The organism is Neorhizobium sp. LjRoot104 (assembly GCF_964253725.1).
Classification (GTDB): domain Bacteria; phylum Pseudomonadota; class Alphaproteobacteria; order Rhizobiales; family Rhizobiaceae; genus Neorhizobium.
In genome coordinates this window covers 128,807-151,802 of the sequence record NZ_CAXURS020000002.1, presented here as the reverse complement: position 1 = coordinate 151,802, position 22,996 = coordinate 128,807, and the positions used below count along the sequence as shown (strand labels likewise).

The 22,996-nt window shown below is 62.4% G+C and carries 13 protein-coding genes; 9 read left to right on the top strand and 4 right to left on the bottom strand.

What is annotated here, in order from left to right; genetic code table 11:
- Positions 1–51 precede the first annotated feature (51 nt).
- The 7 genes from ACSQ8R_RS22725 (at position 52) to ACSQ8R_RS22695 (ending at position 6,333) form a co-directional block, all read left to right on the top strand.
- Positions 52–993 carry an ABC transporter substrate-binding protein gene (locus tag ACSQ8R_RS22725; RefSeq protein WP_046600539.1) on the top strand — a complete coding sequence of 314 codons (942 nt, stop codon included), beginning with the start codon at positions 52–54 and terminating at the stop codon, positions 991–993.
- Between the two features lie 75 nt (positions 994–1,068).
- Positions 1,069–2,082: an aldo/keto reductase gene (locus tag ACSQ8R_RS22720; protein ID WP_436255661.1), complete on the top strand. Its 1,014-nt coding sequence runs from the start codon at positions 1,069–1,071 to the stop codon at positions 2,080–2,082.
- A 3-nt stretch (positions 2,083–2,085) separates the two neighbouring features.
- Positions 2,086–2,904: an amidohydrolase family protein gene (locus tag ACSQ8R_RS22715; RefSeq protein ID WP_436255660.1), complete on the top strand. Its 819-nt coding sequence runs from the start codon at positions 2,086–2,088 to the stop codon at positions 2,902–2,904.
- 4 nt (positions 2,905–2,908) lie between these two features.
- On the top strand, positions 2,909–3,916 hold the full coding sequence (locus tag ACSQ8R_RS22710) for a zinc-binding alcohol dehydrogenase family protein (RefSeq protein WP_436255659.1): 1,008 nt from the start codon (positions 2,909–2,911) through the stop codon (positions 3,914–3,916).
- A 10-nt stretch (positions 3,917–3,926) separates the two neighbouring features.
- Positions 3,927–4,256 carry an L-rhamnose mutarotase gene (locus ACSQ8R_RS22705; RefSeq protein WP_436257248.1) on the top strand — a complete coding sequence of 110 codons (330 nt, stop codon included), beginning with the start codon at positions 3,927–3,929 and terminating at the stop codon, positions 4,254–4,256.
- Between the two features lie 50 nt (positions 4,257–4,306).
- Positions 4,307–5,038, top strand: coding sequence for an SDR family oxidoreductase (locus tag ACSQ8R_RS22700; protein ID WP_436255658.1), 732 nt, complete (start codon positions 4,307–4,309; stop codon positions 5,036–5,038).
- A gap of 17 nt (positions 5,039–5,055) precedes the next feature.
- Entirely contained in the window at positions 5,056–6,333 is a 1,278-nt protein-coding gene (locus ACSQ8R_RS22695) for an L-fuconate dehydratase (protein WP_436255657.1), read from the top strand.
- Positions 6,334–6,498: 165 nt separating this feature from the next.
- On the opposite strand, the gene ACSQ8R_RS22690 is transcribed toward ACSQ8R_RS22695, so the two are convergent.
- A complete protein-coding gene (locus tag ACSQ8R_RS22690) occupies positions 6,499–7,908 on the bottom strand; it encodes a mannitol dehydrogenase family protein (protein WP_436255656.1) in 1,410 nt (469 codons plus the stop codon).
- Between the two features lie 299 nt (positions 7,909–8,207).
- Here ACSQ8R_RS22690 and ACSQ8R_RS22685 point away from each other — a divergent pair, with 299 nt between their 5' ends.
- Together ACSQ8R_RS22685 and ACSQ8R_RS22680 are read left to right on the top strand one after the other, a co-directional pair.
- A complete protein-coding gene (locus ACSQ8R_RS22685) occupies positions 8,208–8,837 on the top strand; it encodes a hypothetical protein (RefSeq protein WP_436255655.1) in 630 nt (209 codons plus the stop codon).
- Positions 8,838–8,933: 96 nt separating this feature from the next.
- Positions 8,934–10,217, top strand: coding sequence for a cystathionine gamma-synthase family protein (locus ACSQ8R_RS22680; protein ID WP_436255654.1), 1,284 nt, complete (start codon positions 8,934–8,936; stop codon positions 10,215–10,217).
- Positions 10,218–11,096: 879 nt separating this feature from the next.
- Here ACSQ8R_RS22680 and ACSQ8R_RS22675 read toward each other — a convergent pair.
- From ACSQ8R_RS22675 to ACSQ8R_RS22665, 3 genes are all read right to left on the bottom strand, one after another.
- A complete protein-coding gene (locus ACSQ8R_RS22675; RefSeq protein ID WP_436255653.1) occupies positions 11,097–19,121 on the bottom strand; it encodes a M10 family metallopeptidase C-terminal domain-containing protein in 8,025 nt (2,674 codons plus the stop codon).
- 174 nt (positions 19,122–19,295) lie between these two features.
- Positions 19,296–20,753, bottom strand: coding sequence for an HlyD family type I secretion periplasmic adaptor subunit (locus tag ACSQ8R_RS22670; RefSeq protein WP_436255652.1), 1,458 nt, complete (start codon positions 20,751–20,753; stop codon positions 19,296–19,298).
- The gene (locus ACSQ8R_RS22665) at positions 20,750–22,897 is read right to left on the bottom strand and encodes a type I secretion system permease/ATPase (protein ID WP_436255651.1); all 2,148 of its coding nucleotides are present in this window, start codon (positions 22,895–22,897) and stop codon (positions 20,750–20,752) included. Before ACSQ8R_RS22665 ends, ACSQ8R_RS22670 begins: the two co-directional genes overlap by 4 nt.
- Positions 22,898–22,996 lie beyond the last annotated feature (99 nt).

Here is a 22,996-nt window from a genome sequence, read left to right as displayed (position 1 = left end):
GGAGCTCTCTTAAAAACCGGCCGATCAGGCCAACCAAAAGAGGAGGAAGACATGAAAAAGCTTGCTGCCGCATTGCTGACATCCGTGATCGCGCTCACCGCGTTTTCGGCTCAGGCAGGCGAAATCGCCGTCATCGTGAAGACCGTCAATTCCACCTTCTGGCAGAATGTCCAGAAGGGCGCCGATGCCGCCATGAAGGCCGGCGGCGGTAGCAACACCATGACCTTCCAGGGACCGGCCGCGGAATCGGCGATCGCCGACCAGGTCAACATGGTCGAAAACGCCGTCAACCGGAAGGTTTCCGGCATCGTGCTCGCGCCGTCCGATCCGGACGCGCTGGTTCCGGCCGTCAAAAAGGCCTGGGAAGCCCGCATCCCGGTCGTCATCGTCGACTCGCTACTCGCCAAGGGCTCCGAGCAATATTACCAGTCGTTCCTCGCCACCGACAACAAGAAAGCCGGTGAACTCGCCGCCAAGGCGTTGATCGACAAGGTCGGCAAGGAAGGCAAGATCGCCGTGATGTCTTACGTGGCGGGCGCCGGTTCGGAGATCGGCCGCGTCGGTGGCTTTACCGATTATATCAAGGCGAACTCGAAGCTGACGATCGTCGGGCCGTTCTACTCGCAGTCCCAGATGGCGACGGCGCTCAACCAGACGACCGACGTGCTGGCCGCCAATTCCGACCTGAAGGGCATTTTCGGCGCCAACGAGCCGACCGCGATCGGCATGGGCCGCGCGCTGAAACAGTCCGGCAAGGCCGGCAAGGTGGTGGCGATCGGTTTTGACGGAAACCAAGACCTGCAGGAATTCGTGAAAGACGGCACGCTGTCGGCCATCGCGGTGCAGGGCTCGTTCCAGATGGGCGAACTCGGCGTCAAGACCGTGCTCCAGTCGATCAACAAGGAGAAGGTCGAAAAGTTCGTCGATACCGGCGTCGTGGTCGTCACAAAGGACAATATCGACAAGCCGGAAGCCAAGAACGTTCTCTACTGAGCCTTACCCCAGCGGGCGCGCATCGCGAATGGTGCGCGTCCGTACTCCCTGCCCCTATGAACTTCGGACTGTCCCATGAATGTCACTGAGCGCCGCAAGCTGCCCAATGCCCCCGTAGAAGTGACCCAGATGGGGCTCGGCTGCGCGCAGATGGGCAGCCTCTACCACAAGACTTCCTACGACGAATCGGCCGGCGCTTTTGGAGCCGCCTGGGAGGCCGGCATCCGTTATTTCGATACGGCGCCCTTCTACGGATACACGCGCTCGGAGCGGCGGCTCGGCACCATGCTGACGGACCTGCCGCGCGGCGACTTCGTGCTCAGCACCAAGGTTGGCCGGCTCATGCAGCCGGACGAGACGGTCGGTTCGCAGGAAGACGGATATGTCGAGCCGCTGCCCTTCCGGCCGGTCTTCGACTACAGCTATGACGGCATCATGTGGTCCTTCGAGGCAAGCCAGCAGCGGCTCGGCATCCTCAAGCCCGATATCCTCTACATCCACGATATCGGCAGCATGACCCATGGCGACAGACACCAGCACTACTGGTACCAGCTGACCGCCGGCGGCGGTTTTCGCGCGTTGAAGAAGCTGCGTGAGGAAGGACTTACCAAGGCCGTCGGCCTCGGCGTCAACGAGTGGGAGATCATCCGCGACGCGATGCAGGTCTTCGATATCGACGTCGCCATGCTCGCCGGCCGGTACACACTGCTCGAACAGCAGAGCCTCGCCTTCATGGACGACTGCGCCAGCCAGGGCGTCGGCATCGTGGTGGCCGGCCCGTTCAATTCCGGCTTGCTCGCCGGCAACCGCAAATTCAACTATACGGACGCGCCGGCCGATATCCTCGCCCGCGTCGACGTGCTGCGCGCGGCCTGCGAGGAAGAGGGCGTCAGCCTGCAGGCGGCGGCCTTGCAATTCCCGCTCGCCCATCCAGCCGTGGTGACCGTTGTTTCCGGCGCACGCACCGCCGATCAGATCAGATCGAATGTCGACTGGTTCGGCGAAGAGATCCCCGCCTCCTTCTGGTCCCGCCTGAAAGCCCGCGGGCTGATCGCCGATGGCGCACCGCTGCCGGGCCGGGGAGCCTGAGATATGAGGATCGACGCGCATCAGCATTTCTGGCGGATCGCGGACCGGGCGGGCCAATGGCCGCCGGCCGACCTGCAGGCGATCCATCGGGATTTCCTGCCGGACGACTTGGCGCCGCTTCTCGATGCGGCCGGCATCGCCGGCACGGTGCTGGTGCAGACCATGGAGAACGAGACGGACACGGCTTTCATGCTCGATCTCGCCGACAGGACGCCTTTCATCCTCGGCGTGGTCGGCTGGACCGACATGAAAGCGCCGGGCGCTCCGGCAGCCATTGCCCGGCTGGCCCGGCATCCGAAGCTCAAGGGTTTCCGGCCGATGCTGCAGGATATTGCCGACGACCGCTGGATCGACGATCCGGCGCTCGACGCCGCCGTCGCCGCAATGATCGAACACCGGCTGGTCTTCGATGCGCTGGTGCTGCCGCGCCATCTCGAACCGCTGCTCGTCTTCGCCCGGCGATACCCCGACCTGCCGATCGTGATCGACCACGGCGCCAAACCGCCGATCTCTGAAGGCCGTTTCATCGACTGGTATGCACGCATGAAGGTGCTCGCCGAACGACCGAACATTCTTTGCAAGCTTTCCGGCCTGTTGACCGAAGCGGGCGACCAGAAGCCGCAGGCGGTGCGGCCCTATGCCGAAACCATTTTCGACCTGTTCGGCCGGGAGCGGGTCATCTGGGGCAGCGATTGGCCGGTGCTGAGGCTCGCCGGAGATTACCAAGCCTGGCTGGACCAGTGCCTCGATATCGTGCCCGCCGAGGCCCATGACGAGGTTTTCGGGGGCACTGCCCGGCGTTTCTATCGGCTCGGAGCGTAAGAACATGCTGACTATCATCTGCGACGAACCAGGCAAACTCACCGCCGTCGACCGGCCCAAGCCTCTTCGCGGCGAGGATGAAGTGCTGGTGAGGCTGCGGCGTATCGGCGTCTGCGGGACCGACCTGCACATCTTCACCGGCAACCAGCCCTATCTCTCCTATCCGCGCGTCATGGGCCACGAGCTCGCCGGCACGGTCGAGGACGCGCCGGCCGGCGGCCGGCTTGAGGCGGGCGATACCGTCTCGATCATGCCTTACATTTCCTGCGGCCACTGCCATGCCTGCCTCAGGGGCCGGACCAATTGCTGCCGCAACCTCGGCGTCCTCGGGGTCCATCGCGACGGCGGCATGACCGAATATCTGAGCCTGCCGCAGGAATTCGTGCTGAAGGCGGAGGGCCTGTCGCTCGACCAGGCGGCCATGGTGGAGTTCCTGGCGATCGGCGCCCATGCGGTTGCCCGTGCCCGGATCGAGCCGGGGCAGAGCGTACTGGTGACAGGCGCCGGGCCGATCGGGCTTGCGGTCGCGATCTTTGCTACACTCGAGGGTGGCGCGGTGACGCTTCTCGACGGCCGCGCCGACCGGCTGGATTTTGCTCGGCAACAGCTCGGGCTGACGTCCACGGTTCAGCTCGGTCCGGACGACCATGGACAGCTTTCGGCGCTGACGGAGGGTGATTTCTTCGACACGGCCTTCGATGCGACCGGCAATCCGAAAGCAATCGAGCGCGGGTTCGGTTTCGTCGCCCATGGCGGCACCTATGTGCTGGTCTCGATCGTTTCGAGCGATATCACGTTTTCCGATCCGGAATTTCACAAGCGCGAGACGACGCTACTCGGCAGCCGCAATGCGACGGCTGCGGATTTCGAGCGGGTGATGCAGGCAATGCGCGATGGCAGGATCCCCGCAGCCCTGGTTACCCACAGAATGATGCTGTCGGAGGTGCCGGAGCGGTTTGCGGGACTGACCGATCCAGCCGCCGGCGTCGTCAAGGCACTGGTGGAGGTCTGAGGAGACAATGATGCAGCGAATGGGCATGGTGATCGGCGTCGAGCCGCAGATGATCGCGGAATACAAACGCCTGCACGCCGCCGTCTGGCCGGAAGTGCTGGAGCTGATCAGCCGCGCCAACATCCGCAACTACACGATCTTCCTGCGCGAACCGGAAAACCTGCTGTTCGGCACCTGGGAATATCACGGCACGGATTTCGAAGCCGACATGGCAAGAATAGCCGCCGATCCGAAAAACCAGGAATGGTGGTCGTTCACCATCCCTTGCCAGAAGCCCCTCGATAGCCGCAAGGAAGGCGAATGGTGGGCGATGATGGAAGAAGTCTTTCATCTGGATTGACGATTTTCTCAATCAGACTGACGGCCGACCGGACATTTCGAGGATAAGACATGATCAGACTTGATGGGAAAACCGCACTCGTGACCGCCGCAGGTCAGGGCATCGGCCGCGCGACGGCGCTCGCCTTCGCCGAGGCCGGCGCGACTGTCCATGCGACAGATATCAACGAGGGCCTGCTCTCCGCCCTGCCGAAACTCGACAACCTGAAGACCGCGAAGCTCGACGTGCTGGACAATGCGGCGGTCGCGGCCTGCGTCGAGAATATCGGCACGGTCGATATCCTCTTCAACTGTGCCGGCTTCGTTCATGCGGGGTCCATCCTCGAGATGAAGGACAGCGATTTCGACTTCGCGCTCGACCTCAACGTCAGGGCGATGATCCGCACCATTCGGGCCGTGCTGCCGGGCATGCTGGCGCAAAAGGACGGCGCGATCATCAACATGTCTTCCGTCGCCTCCAGCATCAAGGGCGTCCCGAACCGCTTCGCCTACGGCGTCACCAAGGCGGCCGTGATCGGGCTCACCAAATCGGTTGCCGCCGACTATGTGACGGAAGGCGTGCGCTGCAACGCCATTTGCCCCGGCACTGTCGAAAGCCCCTCGCTGCAGGACCGCATGCGCGCTCAGGGCAATTACGACGACGCCCGCGCCGCCTTCATCGCCCGCCAGCCGATGGGCCGGCTCGGCACGCCGGAAGAAATCGCCGAACTCGCCCTCTACCTCGCCGGCGCCACCTATACGTCAGGCCAGGCTTACGCCATCGACGGCGGCTGGACCATCTGAGGCAATACGAGAAACCCATGACCCGCATCACCGATCTCCGCGTCTTCGATCTCCGTTTTCCCACCTCGCAGAGCCTCGACGGCTCCGACGCGATGAACCCGGATCCGGATTATTCGGCGGCCTATGTCATTCTCGATACCGATAGTGGAGAGCTTGCCGGCCACGGCCTGACCTTCACGATCGGCCGTGGCAACGACATTTGCTGCATGGCGATCAAGGCGATGCGGCATCTGGTGGTCGGGCAGGAGCTGGAGGCTTTCGCCGCCGCACCCGGAAAATTCTGGCGGCATCTGACCAGCGACAGCCAGCTGCGCTGGATCGGGCCGGACAAGGGCGCCATCCACCTCGCCACCGGCGCTGTCGTCAACGCCTTGTGGGACCTCCTCGCCAAACAGCGGGGCAAGCCGGTCTGGCAGCTCGTTTCCGAGATGTCGGCGGACGAAATCGCCGACATCGTCGATTATCGTTACCTGACCGACGTGCTGTCGCGCGAGGATGCGCTGGCGATCCTGAAGCGGGCGGAAGCGGGCAAGGCGGAACGCATCGCCACGCTCAAGCGCGAAGGTTATGCCTGTTATACGACCTCCGCCGGCTGGCTCGGTTATCCGGAAGACAAGCTCCGCCGGCTCTGCCACGAGGCGGTCGATGCGGGGTTCAACCATGTGAAGATGAAGGTCGGCCGCGATCTCGAGGACGATATCCGGCGCCTGACCATCGCCCGCGAGGTGATCGGCCCGGATCGTTACCTGATGATCGACGCCAACCAGGTGTGGGAGGTCGGGCAGGCGATCGACTGGGTGAACAAGCTCGCCTTCGCCAAACCCTTCTTCATCGAGGAGCCCACCAGCCCGGACGACATTGCCGGCCACCGCAAGATCCGCGAAGCGATCGGTCCCGTGAAGGTCGCGACGGGCGAGATGTGCCAGAACCGCATCATGTTCAAACAGTTCATCGCCGAAGGCGCAATCGACATCGTCCAGATCGATTCATGCCGCATGGGCGGGCTGAACGAGGTGCTGGCGGTACTGCTGGTCGCCGCCAAATATGACCTCCCGGTCTGGCCGCATGCCGGAGGCGTGGGCCTCTGCGAATATGTGCAGCATCTGTCGATGATCGACTACATCGCCGTCTCCGGCACCAAGGAAGGCCGGGTGATCGAATATGTCGATCATCTGCACGAACATTTCGTCGATCCCTGCCTCATCGAGAATGCGGCCTATATGCCGCCGACACTGCCCGGCTTCTCGATCGAGATGAAACCGCAATCGATCGCGGATTATACGTTCAGAGGGTAAGCGATCGCCCCTCATCCGCCCTGCCGGGCACCTTCTCCCCGCTCACGGGGAGAAGGACAGATGTGGCACCGTTTCCCTCCGCATTTAGCATCGCGTGGAGCACCTCCCCTCTCCCGTCAGAACGGGGTGAGGGGCGTGACTCCAACTGGAAAGCGGGCATCGGCATCAGCCGGCGTTGATTTTTTCAAGCTCCGCATTCACCTGCGCACGCCATGCGCTATTCTCCATGAGAGCCTGGGGGAACAGGCCGGGAATGGCGAAGAAGGATGCGGACGGATCATCCGCCGTCATCCTGGCGGCGGCGGCCTTGAGCTCGGCCGCGCGCGGATCGTTGATCTCGGCAGTCTTGCGGGCATAGGCAATCCAGAGAGCAACAACGTAAGCCGCAGACGACGCATCTCCGCCACTCGCCAGGGCTTCCACTGCGCCCGCAAAGATGCGCTGCGGCAGTTTCTGGGTGCCGTCCATGGCGATCTGCTGCGTCTTGTGGGCGATCGTCGGGTTTTCGAAGCGCTCGATCAGCTGGTCCATGTAGTGGTCGAGATCCATGCCCGGCACCGGATCGAGTGTCTGCACAGCCTCCGCCATGTGGCGGCGAACCAGCGCCCGGTATTCCGGCGCGGCCATGACGTCGCGGACGAATTCGAGCCCTTTCAGCTGGCCGAGATAGGCGACCAGCGAATGGGCGCCGTTGAGCAGCCTGAGCTTCATCTTCTCGTAGGGCTCGACATCGTCGACAAAAAGCGCGCCGCCGGCTTCCCATTTCGGACGTCCGGCGAGAAAATGGTCCTCGATCACCCATTGCATGAAGGGCTCCGTGCCGAGCGCCAGCCTGTCTTCGGCACCGGTCAGGGTTTCGGCCAGAGCCCGCGTCTCGTCGGTCGCGGCCGGCACGATGCGGTCGATCATGCTGGACGGAAAGGCGCCGTGGCCGGCGATCCAGTTGGCGAGCGCCGGATCGCGGGCGCCGGCCATCTCGATCACCAGTTTCCGGACGATACGGCCATTGGTCGGCAGGTTGTCGCAGCACAGCACGGTAAAGGGCGCCAGGCCGGCGGCGTGGCGGCGCGAAAAACCTTCGACGAGATAGCCGATCACCCCGGTCGGCGATGTCGGATCGGTAAGGTCGGCCTTGATGGACGGATGATTGCGATCGAGCCCGCCGGAAACCGGATCGATGCCATAGGCCTTTTCGGTGACGGTGATGGTGACGATCTTGATCGCCGGATCGGCCAGCAGCGCCAGGATTTCCGCCTGGTTCTCGGTGCCCGACAGGCCCTTGACCACCGAGCCCACCACCTGGGCATGATCGCCGGCGGCGCTGCGGGTCACGACCGAATAAAGCCCGTCCTGCGCCGCAAGATCATGGACGATATCGACGGAACGTAAGCTGACGCCGACAATGCCCCAGTCGCCGAATTCCGCCCCCAGCGCCGCGTCCGTATAGACCGCCTGATGGGCGCGGTGGAAGGCGCCAAGCCCGATATGAAGGATGCCGGGTTTCAGGAGAGCCCGGTCAAACCCGGGTGCTTTCACATGGGCGGGAAGTGCGGTGGCGGCGGAAAGGCGTGGCATTTCTTGATCATGACGCCCGGAATATTCGCGGGCATCCTCCCTTATTGACGCGAGCAGTGATAGCCCCGCGCGAGCGCGCGGGTCAACGCCGTATTCTGGACATCCGGCCGACGGAAAGCCAGAAATTTCCGGCTCAAGGGCCACAGAAAATTGCATGCCGCCGACCCCGGCGGCGCTTTCAAAACATGCAAAATCTGATAGTGACTAACCATCGGTCGCGGGGGCGGCCGGCATATCCGCCGATCGGCCGGAAACCGGCCGGGTCCCGGGTGCGGGACGTTGCTGACAAGGGGGTATTGATGCGTTTGCCGGCAGTTCTTTCGATGGCGCTCGCCCTGGCTTTGGCCGGCTGTTCCCAGGTGGCGGAAAAGGCGGAAAACGCCGCCAACCGGTCTTTCACGAGTTACGCGATGGACCGTACCTATGCCGAGGTCGCCAATGTCGGCCAGTCGACGCTGGCGCGGCTTTCCGGCTCCGAGGCGACGTTCGGGCCGATGATCGGCGCAACGCAGCTGAAAAACGGGATGACCGTCTACCGGCATATCGCACCGGCCGCCAAGACCGAGTCCGGTTCGAGTTTTGGCGGGCTGGTCGGCCGCTCGACCGTATCGCAGAACAACCGGCTTTCCTATTTCCTGGTCGGCCCGGACGGCATCGTCAAGGATTGGGCGACCGGTTCGGTACAGGGCAGCACCAGCGACTGCGTGCAATATATCGGCGGCATCATCAACCGCTGCGCCGACATGCGGCAAGTCCAGGCTTCGCTTGCCCTCTACGACATGCGCGTGACGACCAAAGGCGGCCAGCCGGTTTCGGCCTGGGGAGAAGCGGCCCTGCCCTCCGCCGAGGCGCCCGCCCCCAATCCATCTGCGTCCCCGGCGCGTACGGTCCCAACCGCTGCGCATCCGGCCCGGCCGGCGACACGCTGAGCAATCCGGCTTTCGCAATATCGCGCCCCTTGGCAGGCGCGCTTCTGCTATTATCTCCGGTCTCGGCATCCGCTTTTTCACGCCAGGAGACCCTCCATGACCGCCCCGCATCCTTCGAAGACGCATATCGGCAATCACAAGCTCCATCCCGAAACGCAGATGCTGAACTACGGCTACGACCCGGAGCTTTCCGAGGGCGCGGTCAAGCCCCCGGTCTTCCTCACCTCCACCTTCGTGTTCAAATCGGCGGAAGAAGGCCGCGACTTCTTCGACTTCGTCTCCGGCCGCCGCGAGCCGCCGGCGGGGACGGGCGCGGGCCTGGTCTATTCCCGCTTCAACCATCCCAATAGCGAAATCGTCGAGGACCGGCTGGCGGTCTACGAGCGCACCGAGAGCTGCGTGCTGTTTTCCTCCGGCATGTCGGCGATCGCCACGACCCTGATGGCGTTCGTCAGGCCCGGCGACAGCGTGCTGCACTCGCAGCCGCTTTACGGCGGCACCGAAACGCTGCTCGCCAAGACCTTCCTCAACATGGGCGTTGCGGCGGTCGGCTTTGCGGACGGGGTCAACGAACAGTCGGTGACGGCGGCGGCCGAGGAGGCGATGGGCAAGGGCCGCGTCTCGGTGATCCTGATCGAGACGCCGGCGAACCCGACCAACAGCCTGGTGGACGTGGCGATGATCCGCCGGGTGGCGGAGGCGATCGGCGCAAGACAGGGCCATACGCCGGTGATCGCCTGCGACAACACGCTGCTCGGCCCGGTCTTCCAGCGGCCGATCGAGCACGGGGCGGATATCTCGCTCTATTCGCTGACCAAATATGTCGGCGGCCATTCGGACCTGATCGCCGGCGCCGCCCTCGGCGCAAAAGCGGTGATGAAACAGGTGAAGGCGCTGCGCGGGGCGATCGGCACCCAGCTCGATCCGCATTCCTGCTGGATGCTCGGCCGCAGCCTGGAAACGCTGTCGATCCGCATGGAAAAGGCCAATACCAACGCGCTTGATGTCGCCGACTTTTTGCGCGGGCACCCGAACGTGGAGAAGATCCATTACCTGCCCTATCACGACCCGTCCTCGCCGGTCGGAAAAGTGTTTGCGGCGCAATGCACCGGCGGCGGCTCGACCTTCTCCTTCGACATAAAGGGCGGCCAACCGGCCTCGTTCCGGTTCCTCAACGCGCTGCAGATCTTCAAGCTGGCGGTCAGCCTCGGCGGCACCGAATCTCTCGCCAGCCACCCGGCGACAATGACCCATTCCGGCGTGCCCGCCGAGGTGCGCCAGAGGATCGGCGTGCTCGACTCGACGATCCGATTGTCGATCGGCATCGAACACCCGGACGACCTGATCGCCGACCTGACGATTGCGCTCGACAAGGCGTGAGCCGGCGGTGGTGGCGCTTGGAACCGCCGGCATCGGGGCAGTCGTTCGCCTGTGTGCCCGGCCTGCCGCCTGCCACGCAATTTCGGCTCGTCGTCGCCCTCGCCGCCGAGCCGCCTCATGCCCGTCAGCACCTTCCGCTGACGCGCACCGAAGGCCCATACAGGGCGGTAAGACCTCGTGGTAACGCAGTACGAAGCCGACAGATGAAACTCCGTTCGAAAGCCAATTCATTCAAAGGATTCCGCAGGCGTTTTGTGTGAGAATTTTGTCGATTGGCATCACTCTTGCCAGGATGCGTGGCTGCCGATGGCGGTTTCCCAGTCTAACCCACCAGTCAAATCCCAAGACTGCTGAGTTGAAACAATTCATACACCCCGGGCTCAGCGCGTTCCTCGAGTGCAGAAAGTTCAATACCCATGCCAGCAGTTATTGCCGCGGGACCCGATAAGGTCAATTGGCCTTCTTGCCGGCGACGCGCGTTACCTAAAGATCCTGAGTAGTCCGGCGCCTCATCCCATGCGAACTCCGGTGAGCAGCGAGGCACGCTATCCCGACGCCGCCGCACGCGCATCTGTGTGTTCCCGCGAATGCTTTTTCGAGAGGAGTGAATTCGAGAGCTTTGTCGCCGCGGCTAGCGAAATCAAAGACGGGCTGATTCTGACATAGCTCGAGATCAGGTCTAGACGCAGCACCTTTGAAGCCGAACCCTCCCTTTTCCTTCCAACGAGGGCCTCGGACCAGTGTTCGAAATCTACCAGGGCGGGGGCGCGGATCGCCGTCCGTCATCCGGGGACGCAGGCCAAAGCTCGCTGTCGCATATAGGAACTTCGCCCCCACTCCTCCCCGGCAGGATTTCCCGCGGGGGAGTCCGAGCGGAAATCATGTAAACTGGAAATCTCCCGAGTGAAGGCTTGATAAGAGCACGTTCTGCAGCGTGATAGTATTGTTCGCATCGGCCATAATGAGCGTATCGCCGCCAGATTGGTTGGATGCAGCAAGAAGCGACGCCCAATCGGCAAAGACGCTGTCATCGATCCTGATCGTATCGTGAGCCGTGCCGGTTGCCACGAAGTTTGTGATCGTATCATGACCCCAGTTTGGCAGATATACGAAGAAGTCTGCGGCCACTCCACCAGTGAGAGTATCGTCGCCTGCGCCGCCCGTCAGGGTGTTGGCACCCGCGCCGCCCCGGATCGTGTTGTCGAGGCCATTGCCGGTGCCCGTGAATGCCGCCGTGCCGGTATAGGTCAGGTTCTCGACATCGGCGACCGCCGCCAGCGAGTAGCTGGCGAGTGCGGTCTTTATCGTATCCGTACCTTCATCAGCGTTTTCGGTGACGCTATCGCCGGCGTTGTCGATCACGTAGGTGTCGTCGCCCGCGCCACCGATCAGCGTGTCGGCGCCGACGCCGCCGTTCAGCGTGTCATTGCCCGCCCCGCCGGTGATCGTGTTGGCGGCACCATTGCCGGTACCGGTAAAGTTTTCAGATCCCGTGTAGGCGAGATTCTCGACATTTACCAATGCAGCGATCGAATAGGTAGCGAGCGACGTCCGGATCTCGTCCGTGCCGGCGCCGGCTGCCTCCGTGACCACATCGGTCGCCATGTCGACGATGTAGATATCGTTGCCGGTGCCGCCGACCAAGGTATCGGCGCCCGCGCCACCATCCAGGGTATCATTGCCGGCGCCGGCAATGATAACATTCCTCTGCGAATTGCCGATGGCGCTGAAGTTGCCAGCACCGGCAAAGGTCAGATTCTCGACGTTCGAGAATGGTACCAGAGAGTAGCTCGTGAGCGTCGTCTTGATGAGGTCAGTGCCTCCTCCGACATCTTCGATCACCAGATCATCGGCATTGTCGACAGTGTACGTATCGTTCGCGCGACCACCCTGCAGCGTATCCGCCCCGGCACCGCCATCAAGCATATTCGCAGCCAGGAGAGAGCCCGTGATGATGTTGTCCAATGCATTGCCCGTACCGGAAAACGCGGCAGCTCCAATGTAGGTCAGGTTTTCGATGTTCACCTTGGATGCAAGAGAGTAGGCAGCCAGCGCAGTCCTGATGGTATCGACGCCCTCGTCGGCGTTTTCGGTGACGGCGTCGGCGGCATTGTCGACGATATAGGTATCGTCGCCGGTGCCGCCGATCAGGATATCGGCGCCAGCCTTGCCGTCCAGCGTGTCGTCGCCGTCGCCACCCGACAGCGTGTCCACGGCAGCCCCGCCGGTGATCGTGTTGTCGAGGTTGTTGCCCGTCCCGGTAAAGGCCGCCGTGCCGGTGTAGGTCAGGTTCTCGACATTGGCGCCAAGCGTGTAGCTCGCCAGGGCCGTCTGCATCGTGTCGGAGCCCTGCGCGGCACTCTCGACGATGGCATCGCCGACGTTGTCGATGACATAGATGTCGTTGCCGCTGCCGCCGATCAGCGTATCGGCGCCGGCTCCGCCGTTCAGCGTGTCATTGCCCGCCCCGCCGGTGATCGTGTTGGCAAGCGCATTGCCGGTGCCGGCGAAGTTGCCGCTGCCGGTATAGACGAGGTTCTCGACATTGACGGCAAGCGTCAGGGCAGCAAGTCCGGTCTGGACCGTATCGCTGCCCTCGTTTGCCAGTTCCGTCACCACGTCGGTGGCGATATCGACGATGTAGGTATCGTCACCGGTACCGCCGATCATCGTGTCGGCGCCCGCGCCGCCATCCAGCGTGTCGTTGCCCGCAGCCCCGGTCAGCCTGTCGGCTGCCGCTCCGCCCTTGATGATGTTGTCGAGCGCATTGCCGGTGCCCGTGAAGGCTGCCGCGCCCGTCGAGGTCAGGTTCTCGACATTGGCCCCCAGCGTGTAGGAGGCCAGGTTCGTCTGCACCGTGTCGATGCCTTCGTCGGCATTCTCGACGACAATGTCGCCGGTGCTAATGACATAGGTGTCGTCGCCCACCCCGCCCTTCAGCGTATCGACACCCGTTCCGCCGGTCATGACGTTATTCAGCACATTGCCGTTGCCGGCAAACGCCGCCGTGCCGGTATTGGTGAGGTTCTCGACATCGGTGCCAAGCATGTAACTTATGAGGGTCGTTTGCACCGTGTCGGTGCCCTCGTCGGCGTTCTCGGTGACGGTGTCACCGGCATTGTCGATGACGTAGATATCGTTGCCCGTGCCGCCGGAAAGCGCATCCGCTCCGGCGCCGCCGTTCAGTGTGTCGGCGCCCGCATCGCCAGAGAGCGTATCGTCGCCAGCTCCGCCGGTGATGACGTTGTCGAGAGTATTGCCGGTGCCTATAAAGCCGCCGCTTCCGGTGAAGGTCAGGTTCTCGACATTGGCGATCGCGGCCAGCGAATAGCTCGCAAGATCGGTCTTGATGACATCGGTGCCGCCGCCGGGTGCCTCGACCACCACATCGCCCAGGGTATCGACGATATAGGTGTCATTGCCGCCAGCGCCGATCAGCGTATCGGCGCCGGCCTTGCCGTCGAGCGTGTCGGCCCTCGCCCCGCCGGTGATGACGTTCACCGCGCCATTTCCGGTGCCCGTAAACGCCGCCGCACCAGTATAGGTCAGGTTCTCGACATTCGTTCCAACGACATAGCTCGCAAGCGTCGTCTGGACCGTGTCGGTGCCCTCGTTCGGGTTCTCGACGACGATATCGCTCGCAACATCGACCACATAGGTGTCGTCGCCCACCCCGCCCGACATCGTGTCGGAACCTGCTCCGCCAATCAATGTGTCGGCGCCCTCACCGCCGCTCAGATTGTCGGCAGCCGCCCCTCCAGTCAGGATATTGTTCAGCTCGTTTCCAGCGCCCGTGAACGCCGCCGTGCCTGTATAGGTCAGGTTCTCGACATCGGCGACCGCCGCCAGCGAGTAGCTGGCGAGTGCGGTCTTTATCGTATCCGTACCTTCATCAGCGTTTTCGGTGACGCTATCGCCGGTGTTGTCGATCACGTAGGTGTCGTAGCCCGCGCCACCGATCAGCGTGTCGGCGCCGACGCCGCCGTTCAGTGTGTCATTGCCCGCCCCGCCGGTGATCGTGTTGGCGGCACCATTGCCGGTACCGGTGAAGTTTTCAGATCCCGTGTAGGCGAGATTCTCGACATTTACCAATGCAGCGATCGAATAGGTAGCGAGCGACGTCCGGATCTCGTCCGTGCCGGCGCCGGCTGCCTCCGTGACCACATCGGTCGCCATGTCGACGATGTAGATATCGTTGCCGGTGCCGCCGACCAAGGTATCGGCGCCCGCGCCACCATCCAGGGTATCATTGCCGGCGCCGGCAATGATGACATTCCTCTGCGAATTGCCGATGGCGCTGAAGTTGCCAGCACCGGCAAAGGTCAGATTCTCGACGTTCGAGAATGGTACCAGAGAGTAGCTCGTGAGCGTCGTCTTGATGAGGTCAGTGCCTCCTCCGACATCTTCGATCACCAGATCATCGGCATTGTCGACAGTGTACGTATCGTTCGCGCGACCACCCTGCAGCGTATCCGCCCCGGCACCGCCATCAAGCATATTCGCAGCCAGGAGAGAGCCCGTGATGATGTTGTCCAATGCATTGCCCGTACCGGAAAACGCGGCAGCTCCAATGTAGGTCAGGTTTTCGATGTTCACCTTGGATGCAAGAGAGTAGGCAGCCAGCGCAGTCCTGATGGTATCGACGCCCTCGTCGGCGTTTTCGGTGACGGCGTCGGCGGCATTGTCGACGATATAGGTATCGTCGCCGGTGCCGCCGATCAGGATATCGGCGCCAGCCTTGCCGTCCAGCGTGTCGTCGCCGTCGCCACCCGACAGCGTGTCCACGGCAGCCCCGCCGGTGATCGTGTTGTCGAGGTTGTTGCCCGTCCCGGTAAAGGCCACCGTGCCGGTGTAGGTCAGGTTCTCGACATTGGCGCCAAGCGTGTAGCTCGCCAGGGCCGTCTGCATCGTGTCGGAGCCCTGCGCGGCACTCTCGACGATGGCATCGCCGACGTTGTCGATGACATAGATGTCGTTGCCGCTGCCGCCGATCAGCGTATCGGCGCCGGCTCCGCCGTTCAGCGTGTCATTGCCCGCCCCGCCGGTGATCGTGTTGGCAAGCGCATTGCCGGTGCCGGCGAAGTTGCCGCTGCCGGTATAGACGAGGTTCTCGACATTGGCGGCAAGCGTCAGGGCGGCAAGTCCGGTCTGGACCGTATCGCTGCCCTCGTTTGCCAGTTCCGTCACCACGTCGGTGGCGATATCGACGATGTAGGTATCGTCACCCGCGCCACCGATCAGCGTATCGCTGCCTGTCCCGCCATCCAGTGTGTCGTTGCCGGAACCGCCGGAAACGACGTTCGCCAAAGCATTTCCAGTCCCCACAAAGTCACCGGCGCCGATGAAGGTCAACTTCTCGACATTGGCGATACCGGTCAATTCATAAGCGGAAAGAACCGTCTTGATCAGATCGATGCCTGCGTTGGCGGCTTCGGAAACGATATCGCCCAGCGCATCGACGACATAGGTGTCGTTGCCAACGCCGCCAATCAACGTGTCGGCGCCTGCGCCGCCGTCGAGGATATCGGCACCCGCGCCGCCCCGGATCGTGTTGGCGAGGCCATTGCCGATGCCGGTGAACGCCGCCACGCCGGTATAGGTCAGGTTCTCGACATCGGCGACCGCCGCCAGCGAGTAGCTGGCGAGTGCGGTCTTTATCGTATCCGTACCTTCATCAGCGTTTTCGGTGACGCTATCGCCGGTGTTGTCGATCACGTAGGTGTCGTAGCCCGCGCCACCGATCAGCGTGTCGGCGCCGACGCCGCCGTTCAGTGTGTCATTGCCCGCCCCGCCGGTGATCGTGTTGGCGGCACCATTGCCGGTACCGGTGAAGTTTTCAGATCCCGTGTAGGCGAGATTCTCGACATTTACCAATGCAGCGATCGAATAGGTAGCGAGCGACGTCCGGATCTCGTCCGTGCCGGCGCCGGCTGCCTCCGTGACCACATCGGTCGCCATGTCGACGATGTAGATATCGTTGCCGGTGCCGCCGACCAAGGTATCGGCGCCCGCGCCACCATCCAGGGTATCATTGCCGGCGCCGGCAATGATGACATTCCTCTGCGAATTGCCGATGGCGCTGAAGTTGCCAGCACCGGCAAAGGTCAGATTCTCGACGTTCGAGAATGGTACCAGAGAGTAGCTCGTGAGCGTCGTCTTGATGAGGTCAGTGCCTCCTCCGACATCTTCGATCACCAGATCATCGGCATTGTCGACAGTGTACGTATCGTTCGCGCGACCACCCTGCAGCGTATCCGCCCCGGCACCGCCATCAAGCATATTCGCAGCCAGGAGAGAGCCCGTGATGATGTTGTCCAATGCATTGCCCGTACCGGAAAACGCGGCAGCTCCAATGTAGGTCAGGTTTTCGATGTTCACCTTGGATGCAAGAGAGTAGGCAGCCAGCGCAGTCCTGATGGTATCGACGCCCTCGTCGGCGTTTTCGGTGACGGCGTCGGCGGCATTGTCGACGATATAGGTATCGTCGCCGGTGCCGCCGATCAGGATATCGGCGCCAGCCTTGCCGTCCAGCGTGTCGTCGCCGTCGCCACCCGACAGCGTGTCCACGGCAGCCCCGCCGGTGATCGTGTTGTCGAGGTTGTTGCCCGTCCCGGTAAAGGCCACCGTGCCGGTGTAGGTCAGGTTCTCGACATTGGCGCCAAGCGTGTAGCTCGCCAGGGCCGTCTGCATCGTGTCGGAGCCCTGCGCGGCACTCTCGACGATGGCATCGCCGACGTTGTCGATGACATAGATGTCGTTGCCGCTGCCGCCGATCAGCGTATCGGCGCCGGCTCCGCCGTTCAGCGTGTCATTGCCCGCCCCGCCGGTGATCGTGTTGGCAAGCGCATTGCCGGTGCCGGCGAAGTTGCCGCTGCCGGTATAGACGAGGTTCTCGACATTGGCGGCAAGCGTCAGGGCGGCAAGTCCGGTCTGGACCGTATCGCTGCCCTCGTTTGCCAGTTCCGTCACCACGTCGGTGGCGATATCGACGATGTAGGTATCGTCACCCGCGCCACCGATCAGCGTATCGCTGCCTGTCCCGCCATCCAGTGTGTCGTTGCCGGAACCGCCGGAAACGACGTTCGCCAAAGCATTTCCAGTCCCCACAAAGTCACCGGCGCCGATGAAGGTCAACTTCTCGACATTGGCGATACCGGTCAATTCATAAGCGGAAAGAACCGTCTTGATCAGATCGATGCCTGCGTTGGCGGCTTCGGAAACGATATCGCCCAGCGCATCGACGACATAGGTGTCGTTGCCAACGCCGCCAATCAACGTGTCGGCGCCTGCGCCGCCGTCGAGGATATCGGCACCCGCGCCGCCCCGGATCGTGTTGGCGAGGCCATTGCCGATGCCGGTGAACGCCGCCACGCCGGTATAGGTCAGGTTCTCGACATCGGCGACCGCCGCCAGCGAGTAGCTGGCGAGTGCGGTCTTTATCGTATCCGTACCTTCATCAGCGTTTTCGGTGACGCTATCGCCGGCGTTGTCGATCACGTAGGTGTCGTCGCCCGCGCCACCGATCAGCGTGTCGGCGCCGACGCCGCCGTTCAGCGTGTCATTGCCCGCCCCGCCGGTGATCGTGTTGGCGGCACCATTGCCGATGCCCGAGAAATTGCCGGTGCCGGTGTAGACGAGGTTCTCGACATTGGCACTGAGCGCATAACTCGCAATCGCTGTCTGGACTGTGTCCGTTCCTCCATTCAGGTTCTCGATCACAATGTCAGCCGCGATATCGACCACATAGAGATCGTCGCCCACCCCGCCCGACATCGTGTCGGAACCAGCGCCTCCAATCAACGTGTCGTCGCCGGCACCGCCGCCAAGCGAATCATTTCCAGCGTTACCCCAAAGGGTATTGTTTGCCTCGTTGCCCACAATCGTGTCGTGACCGGAGCCTGCCTGAACATTCTCTACCAGCGACGCAAGGTTGTTGTGATAAAGCAGCGCGTTGAAAATGTTACCGCGGGCGTAACCATTGTTCAGGCTACCGCCCAGATCGGCCAACTGGCCTTGGGAAAAGAAAGAGTAGCCCCCGGCTCTCAGGTCGATCCTAAGGCTGGTGGTATAGGCGCTCAGATCATAGGTATCGACACCGCCGCCGTCCCAGATCGTTGCGAATATCCTGTTAGCATTGGGCGTGATGGCCGCGACGCCATTGACATACGTAACGCCTTCGCTCGGAATCCACTTATAGGTGGTATCGTCACCGTTGGTCGTATAATCCGCGCCATACATTTCCTGCAGAGCAGCGATGTCGAGCATCATGAAGCTCTGCGGCGCACTATTCTGCTCGTATTCGTAGCCGTTCGGAACGTCTCCGATATATGTGCGGTAGGTCATGATCGTATATTCGAGAGAATCGTAACTGCTGGGCACGATCTTCGGATTATTATCGGGTTCATGAGCGTGTTTCAGGCCCAGAGCGTGGCCCAGTTCATGCGCCAAAGTATGTCCCGCATAGTTGCCGAATTCCGGAAACCGATAATCATCGAAAGTGCCGGCATATTCCGTCCCGAACCAGATATCGCCGCCGGCGCTGTCGGTGCTGGGAAAATAGGCCCATGCCGTCGAAAGATCAGGGTAGGACGACTGAGCAAATCGCACCGTTGCAGTGTTCACGTCTCCCGCCACAAACTCGGCGTTCGTAAATCCCTCTACGGAAAAACCGTCATTCGCCGTGTTCCCGTAGGATTGTTCCATGAGGATCAAGGCAGCAGCCTGCTGCTGCGAGGAAATCGAGGAGAAACTGAAATCTTTCTCGCCATTATACGAGTACGAGGTCGAGCTGGTGGGAAACGCATAGGTTATCGTACCGTCCCACGCGTAGCCGCTGATAAGCCCGTCGACTTTCTGATCTCCGGTCAAGTCCACAGTCTTTGTGGAAGTGATAATGCCCGTCATGAAATCCCTGTCCGCTTTATACTACTCGATCATCTGTTATGCAGCTTCCCTGTGGTCCAGGAGAGCGGTTCAACCATTTATTGGGGAACCAGGGACTGCGAAAGGTCGAGTGCAGTTACCTGTAAAACGCGCTTCTGCGCGGTAGCACGAGTTGCCGGGATAGCCGCAAGCGGTTCATCGTTCATGCATCGCTTCCTCCGCGACCTCGACCAACGGCGAAAACACATACTCGAGTATCCGGCGCTCTCCCGTCCGAACCTCCGCCGTCGCCGACATGCCCGAACTGAGCTTGACCTCACGTCCATCCGCCGAAACCCGGTCGACATCCAGGCTTAACGTCACCGGAAACACCAGGTTCTGCATTCTTTCGGCGCCGCCGAAGACGCTCCCCGCCTGCCTTGCTGCGGCATCGCCTTCACGGCGCGCGGCGTCGGGTTCCGGAATGGCATCCGCCGCGATTTTCGTGACGCGGGCCGGGATCGTGCCATAGCGGGTAAAGGGAAAGGCTTCGAGCTTGACGACCGCCTCCTGGCCAAGCTTGATAAAGCCGATGTCCTTGTTCAAGACGTAAACCTCGAGTTCCAGCGCGCTGCCCTCGGGCACGACACGCATGACGTCCTGACCGACGCTCACCACTTGCCCGACACTGGTGATCGACGATGCCTGTACCGTGCCGGCGATCGGGCTGCGCAGCGTCATCTGCTCCCGCGAATTTCTTGCCTTCGTCAGGCGCTGCTCAAGCTCTTCGACCCGGCGCTCCGCGTCGCCGAGGCGCGCGAGTTGGTCGCTCAGAAACCCCCGTGTTACCTTGTCCTTCTCCCGCGCGAAGACCTCGATGCTTGCCACGGCGTCGGCAAGCCGGCCCTCCTGCATCGCAAGCTGCGTCGCCTGCTCCTTCAGCGTTTCCGTCGCATCGATGACGCTTGCCATCGTCCCGGCATCCTTTGACGCGAGCGCGCTGCGCATCGTCACGCGCTCGTTCAGCGTTTCAACCAGGGAATTTTGGGCCGTAAGCGTCACTGTCAGGCGATCGCGTTCCACTTCCTTCTGGTGCTTCTGAGCCGCAAGCGAGGCGACTGCTGCCTGGTGTTGTTCCAGATCTCCCCGGAGAATGCCGTCTTCCCTCCGGCGCAGCTCATCGGGCACATCGGCGTCCCATGCGATTGTCGGCAATGACGCATTCGGCGCGCGTGAATGGACATGATCCACAACCGCTTTGCGGCGCCGGACCTCGGCACGCATGGACGCCAGGCCCTTTGCCGCATCTGTCTCGTCGGCAATGGCATCGGTCGGATCGAGCCCAAGGAGGATATCGCCCTTTTCGACATGGGTACCGTTTGGCGGCGGAAGCGCCGCCACCTTGCCGGTCAGCAGCGGCTGGACGACCTTGACGCGCCCGGTCGGCTGGAGTTTGCCCTGAGCGGCAGCGATAATGTCGATGCGGCCGACATAGGACCAGATCAACGCCGTTGCGGTGAAGGCGCAAATGATCAGGATCAGCGCCATACGCACCGGTGAGGGTGGCGTCTCCAGGACTTCCAGAGCAGGCGCCAGGAACTCGTGATCGGAGCGCTTTGCTGGCCTTGGCGGAAGGCCGGTATATCGGGCGGCCGTGGCGGGCGCATTCCTCATGTCGCGTCCCTGTCGTTCTGCAGGGCCCAAAGCCGCGCATAGAGCCCCTCCGGACGCTTGAGCAATTCCTCATGGCTGCCCATTTCGGCGATCCGCCCATCCGCCATGCCGATGATCCTGCTGCACGGCCGGACGGCGGCAAGCCGGTGCGCAATGATGATGACCGTCCTGCCCTGGGCGATCTGGTGCATGTTCGTCTGGATGACCCGCTCGCTCTCGTAATCGAGGGCGCTGGTCGCCTCGTCGAAGATCAGGATCGTCGGGTTCGTCGCAAGCGCACGGGCAATCGCAACCCTCTGCCGCTGCCCACCCGACAGGTTGGCCCCGCGTTCCTCGATCAGCGTGTCGTAGCCCTGCGGCAGCCGGGTGATGAATTCGTTTGCGCCCGCGAGCTTGGCAATGGCGATCACCTGGGCGCGATGCATCGCAGGATTTGAGAAGGCGATATTGTCGTGGATCGTCCGATTGAAGAGAAGGTTCTCCTGCAGGACGACGCCGATGTGGCTTCGCAGCCAGGCCGGGTCGAGCTGCGACAGGTCGGCGCCGTCGAGCATCACCTGTCCCTCTTCCGGGAGATAGAGGCGCTGGACGAGCTTGGTAAGCGTCGATTTGCCGGAACCGGAGGCGCCGACGATGCCAATGACCTCGCCGGGATGAATGTCGAGAGAGATGTTCTTCAAAACCTCGGGCAAGCCCGGCCGGTAGCGGAACGTGACATTGCGAAACTGGATCATACCCTTGGGTGGCGGGAGCGCCACGCGAGCGCCAGGCTGCCGTTCCATCGGCGTGTTCAGGATGTCGCCGAGGCGGTCGACGGAGATCTGCACCTGCTGAAAATCCTGCCAGAGCTGCGACAACCGCAGAACCGGCTGGGTCACCTGCCCGGCGATCATGGTGAAGGCGACAAGCGAGCCAACCGACAGTTCACCATCGATGACCGCCTTGGCCCCGAAAAGCAGCAGGGCCGCGGTCGAAAGCTTGCTCACATACTGGATGGCGTTCTGGCCGCCGGCGCTGAGCAGCGTGGCATCGAAAGCCGTCCGCACATAGGCCGCAAGCTTTTCTTCCCATTGCGCCTGCATGATGGGCTCGACGGCCGAAGCCTTGACGGTATGGACGCCGACGATCGCTTCGACGAGGAACTGCTGGCTGGCGGCACCGCGATTGAACTTCTCCTTGACCAACTCCCGCAGCGGCGGACGCACGACCATGCCTATCAGGATATAAATCGGGATCGCGGCAACCACAATTAGCGTCAGCTTCCAGGAATAGGCGAAGAGCACCGCGATGAAGACGAAGGTGAAAAGCAGGTCGATCACCGAAAACAGCCCCTGTCCGGTGAGGAAAGCGCGGATGGTCTCCAGCTCGCGGACACGTGCCACCGTCTGGCCGGCAGACCGGGTCTCGAAATAACCAAGCGGCAGCCGCAATAGATGGTGGAACAGCCGCTGACCGAGCTCGACGTCAATCCTGTTGGTCGTATGGGCCAGTGCGTAAGTCCGCAAATATTGAAGCACGACATCGAAGAGGCCGATGATGGCGATGCCGGCCACCAGCACGAACAATGTCGAGTAGCCTTTGTGCGTCAGGACCTTGTCGACGACGACCTGGAAAAACAGCGGGGTCACCAGCGCGAATATCTGCACGAAAAAAGAGGCGAGCAGAACATGCGCCAGCGGCTTTCGATATCGCCAGATGGACGGCACAAACCACCTGAAACCGAATTCCCGCGGATCCGAGCCCTCGCCCCCGAGCAGCCGCCCGACGAGAAGGACACTCCCTCCGATCTCCGATGTGATGTGCTCTGGCTCGATTTCCCGATCGACCCGCGTAACGGGATCGATCAGCCGGTACTTTCCGGAGGGATTGAGGCCGCCAAGCACCTGGAAGGCACCGCCTTTCACCCGCACGATTGCCGGCACCGGAATTGTGCGCAGGCGACGTTCGCTAACCTTTTCGACCGGGCGGGCTTTCAGGCCAATCAGCCTGGCGGCACGCTGCAGATCAAGCGCCTGCGAGGGCCGGCCCTTCAGGGCGAGATCGTGTTGCAGTTGCTGAGGGTCGGCTGCGATCCGATAGAAAGCCGCAATGCCGCACAGCGCACGGAGACCGGAGTCGAGCTGCTGCGAAACGACGCCATCCATGCCGAGAAACAATCCCCTGAGCGTTTTCGTTGCCGGTGCAAGGCACCCTTCCCCGCAGCCGTTGCCGACGGTTTGCGCCTGGAGATGTAGGCGGATTCA

Coding starts and splice junctions, on each gene's coding strand:
- ACSQ8R_RS22715 (WP_436255660.1), top strand. CDS start 2,086: ATGAGGATCGACGCGCATCAGCATTTCTGGCGGATCGCGGACCGGGCG.
- ACSQ8R_RS22705 (WP_436257248.1), top strand. CDS start 3,927: ATGCAGCGAATGGGCATGGTGATCGGCGTCGAGCCGCAGATGATCGCG.
- ACSQ8R_RS22695 (WP_436255657.1), top strand. CDS start 5,056: ATGACCCGCATCACCGATCTCCGCGTCTTCGATCTCCGTTTTCCCACC.
- ACSQ8R_RS22710 (WP_436255659.1), top strand. CDS start 2,909: ATGCTGACTATCATCTGCGACGAACCAGGCAAACTCACCGCCGTCGAC.
- ACSQ8R_RS22720 (WP_436255661.1), top strand. CDS start 1,069: ATGAATGTCACTGAGCGCCGCAAGCTGCCCAATGCCCCCGTAGAAGTG.
- ACSQ8R_RS22690 (WP_436255656.1), bottom strand. CDS start 7,908: ATGCCACGCCTTTCCGCCGCCACCGCACTTCCCGCCCATGTGAAAGCA.
- ACSQ8R_RS22665 (WP_436255651.1), bottom strand. CDS start 22,897: ATGGATGGCGTCGTTTCGCAGCAGCTCGACTCCGGTCTCCGTGCGCTG.
- ACSQ8R_RS22680 (WP_436255654.1), top strand. CDS start 8,934: ATGACCGCCCCGCATCCTTCGAAGACGCATATCGGCAATCACAAGCTC.
- ACSQ8R_RS22675 (WP_436255653.1), bottom strand. CDS start 19,121: ATGACGGGCATTATCACTTCCACAAAGACTGTGGACTTGACCGGAGAT.
- ACSQ8R_RS22670 (WP_436255652.1), bottom strand. CDS start 20,753: ATGAGGAATGCGCCCGCCACGGCCGCCCGATATACCGGCCTTCCGCCA.
- ACSQ8R_RS22725 (WP_046600539.1), top strand. CDS start 52: ATGAAAAAGCTTGCTGCCGCATTGCTGACATCCGTGATCGCGCTCACC.
- ACSQ8R_RS22685 (WP_436255655.1), top strand. CDS start 8,208: ATGCGTTTGCCGGCAGTTCTTTCGATGGCGCTCGCCCTGGCTTTGGCC.
- ACSQ8R_RS22700 (WP_436255658.1), top strand. CDS start 4,307: ATGATCAGACTTGATGGGAAAACCGCACTCGTGACCGCCGCAGGTCAG.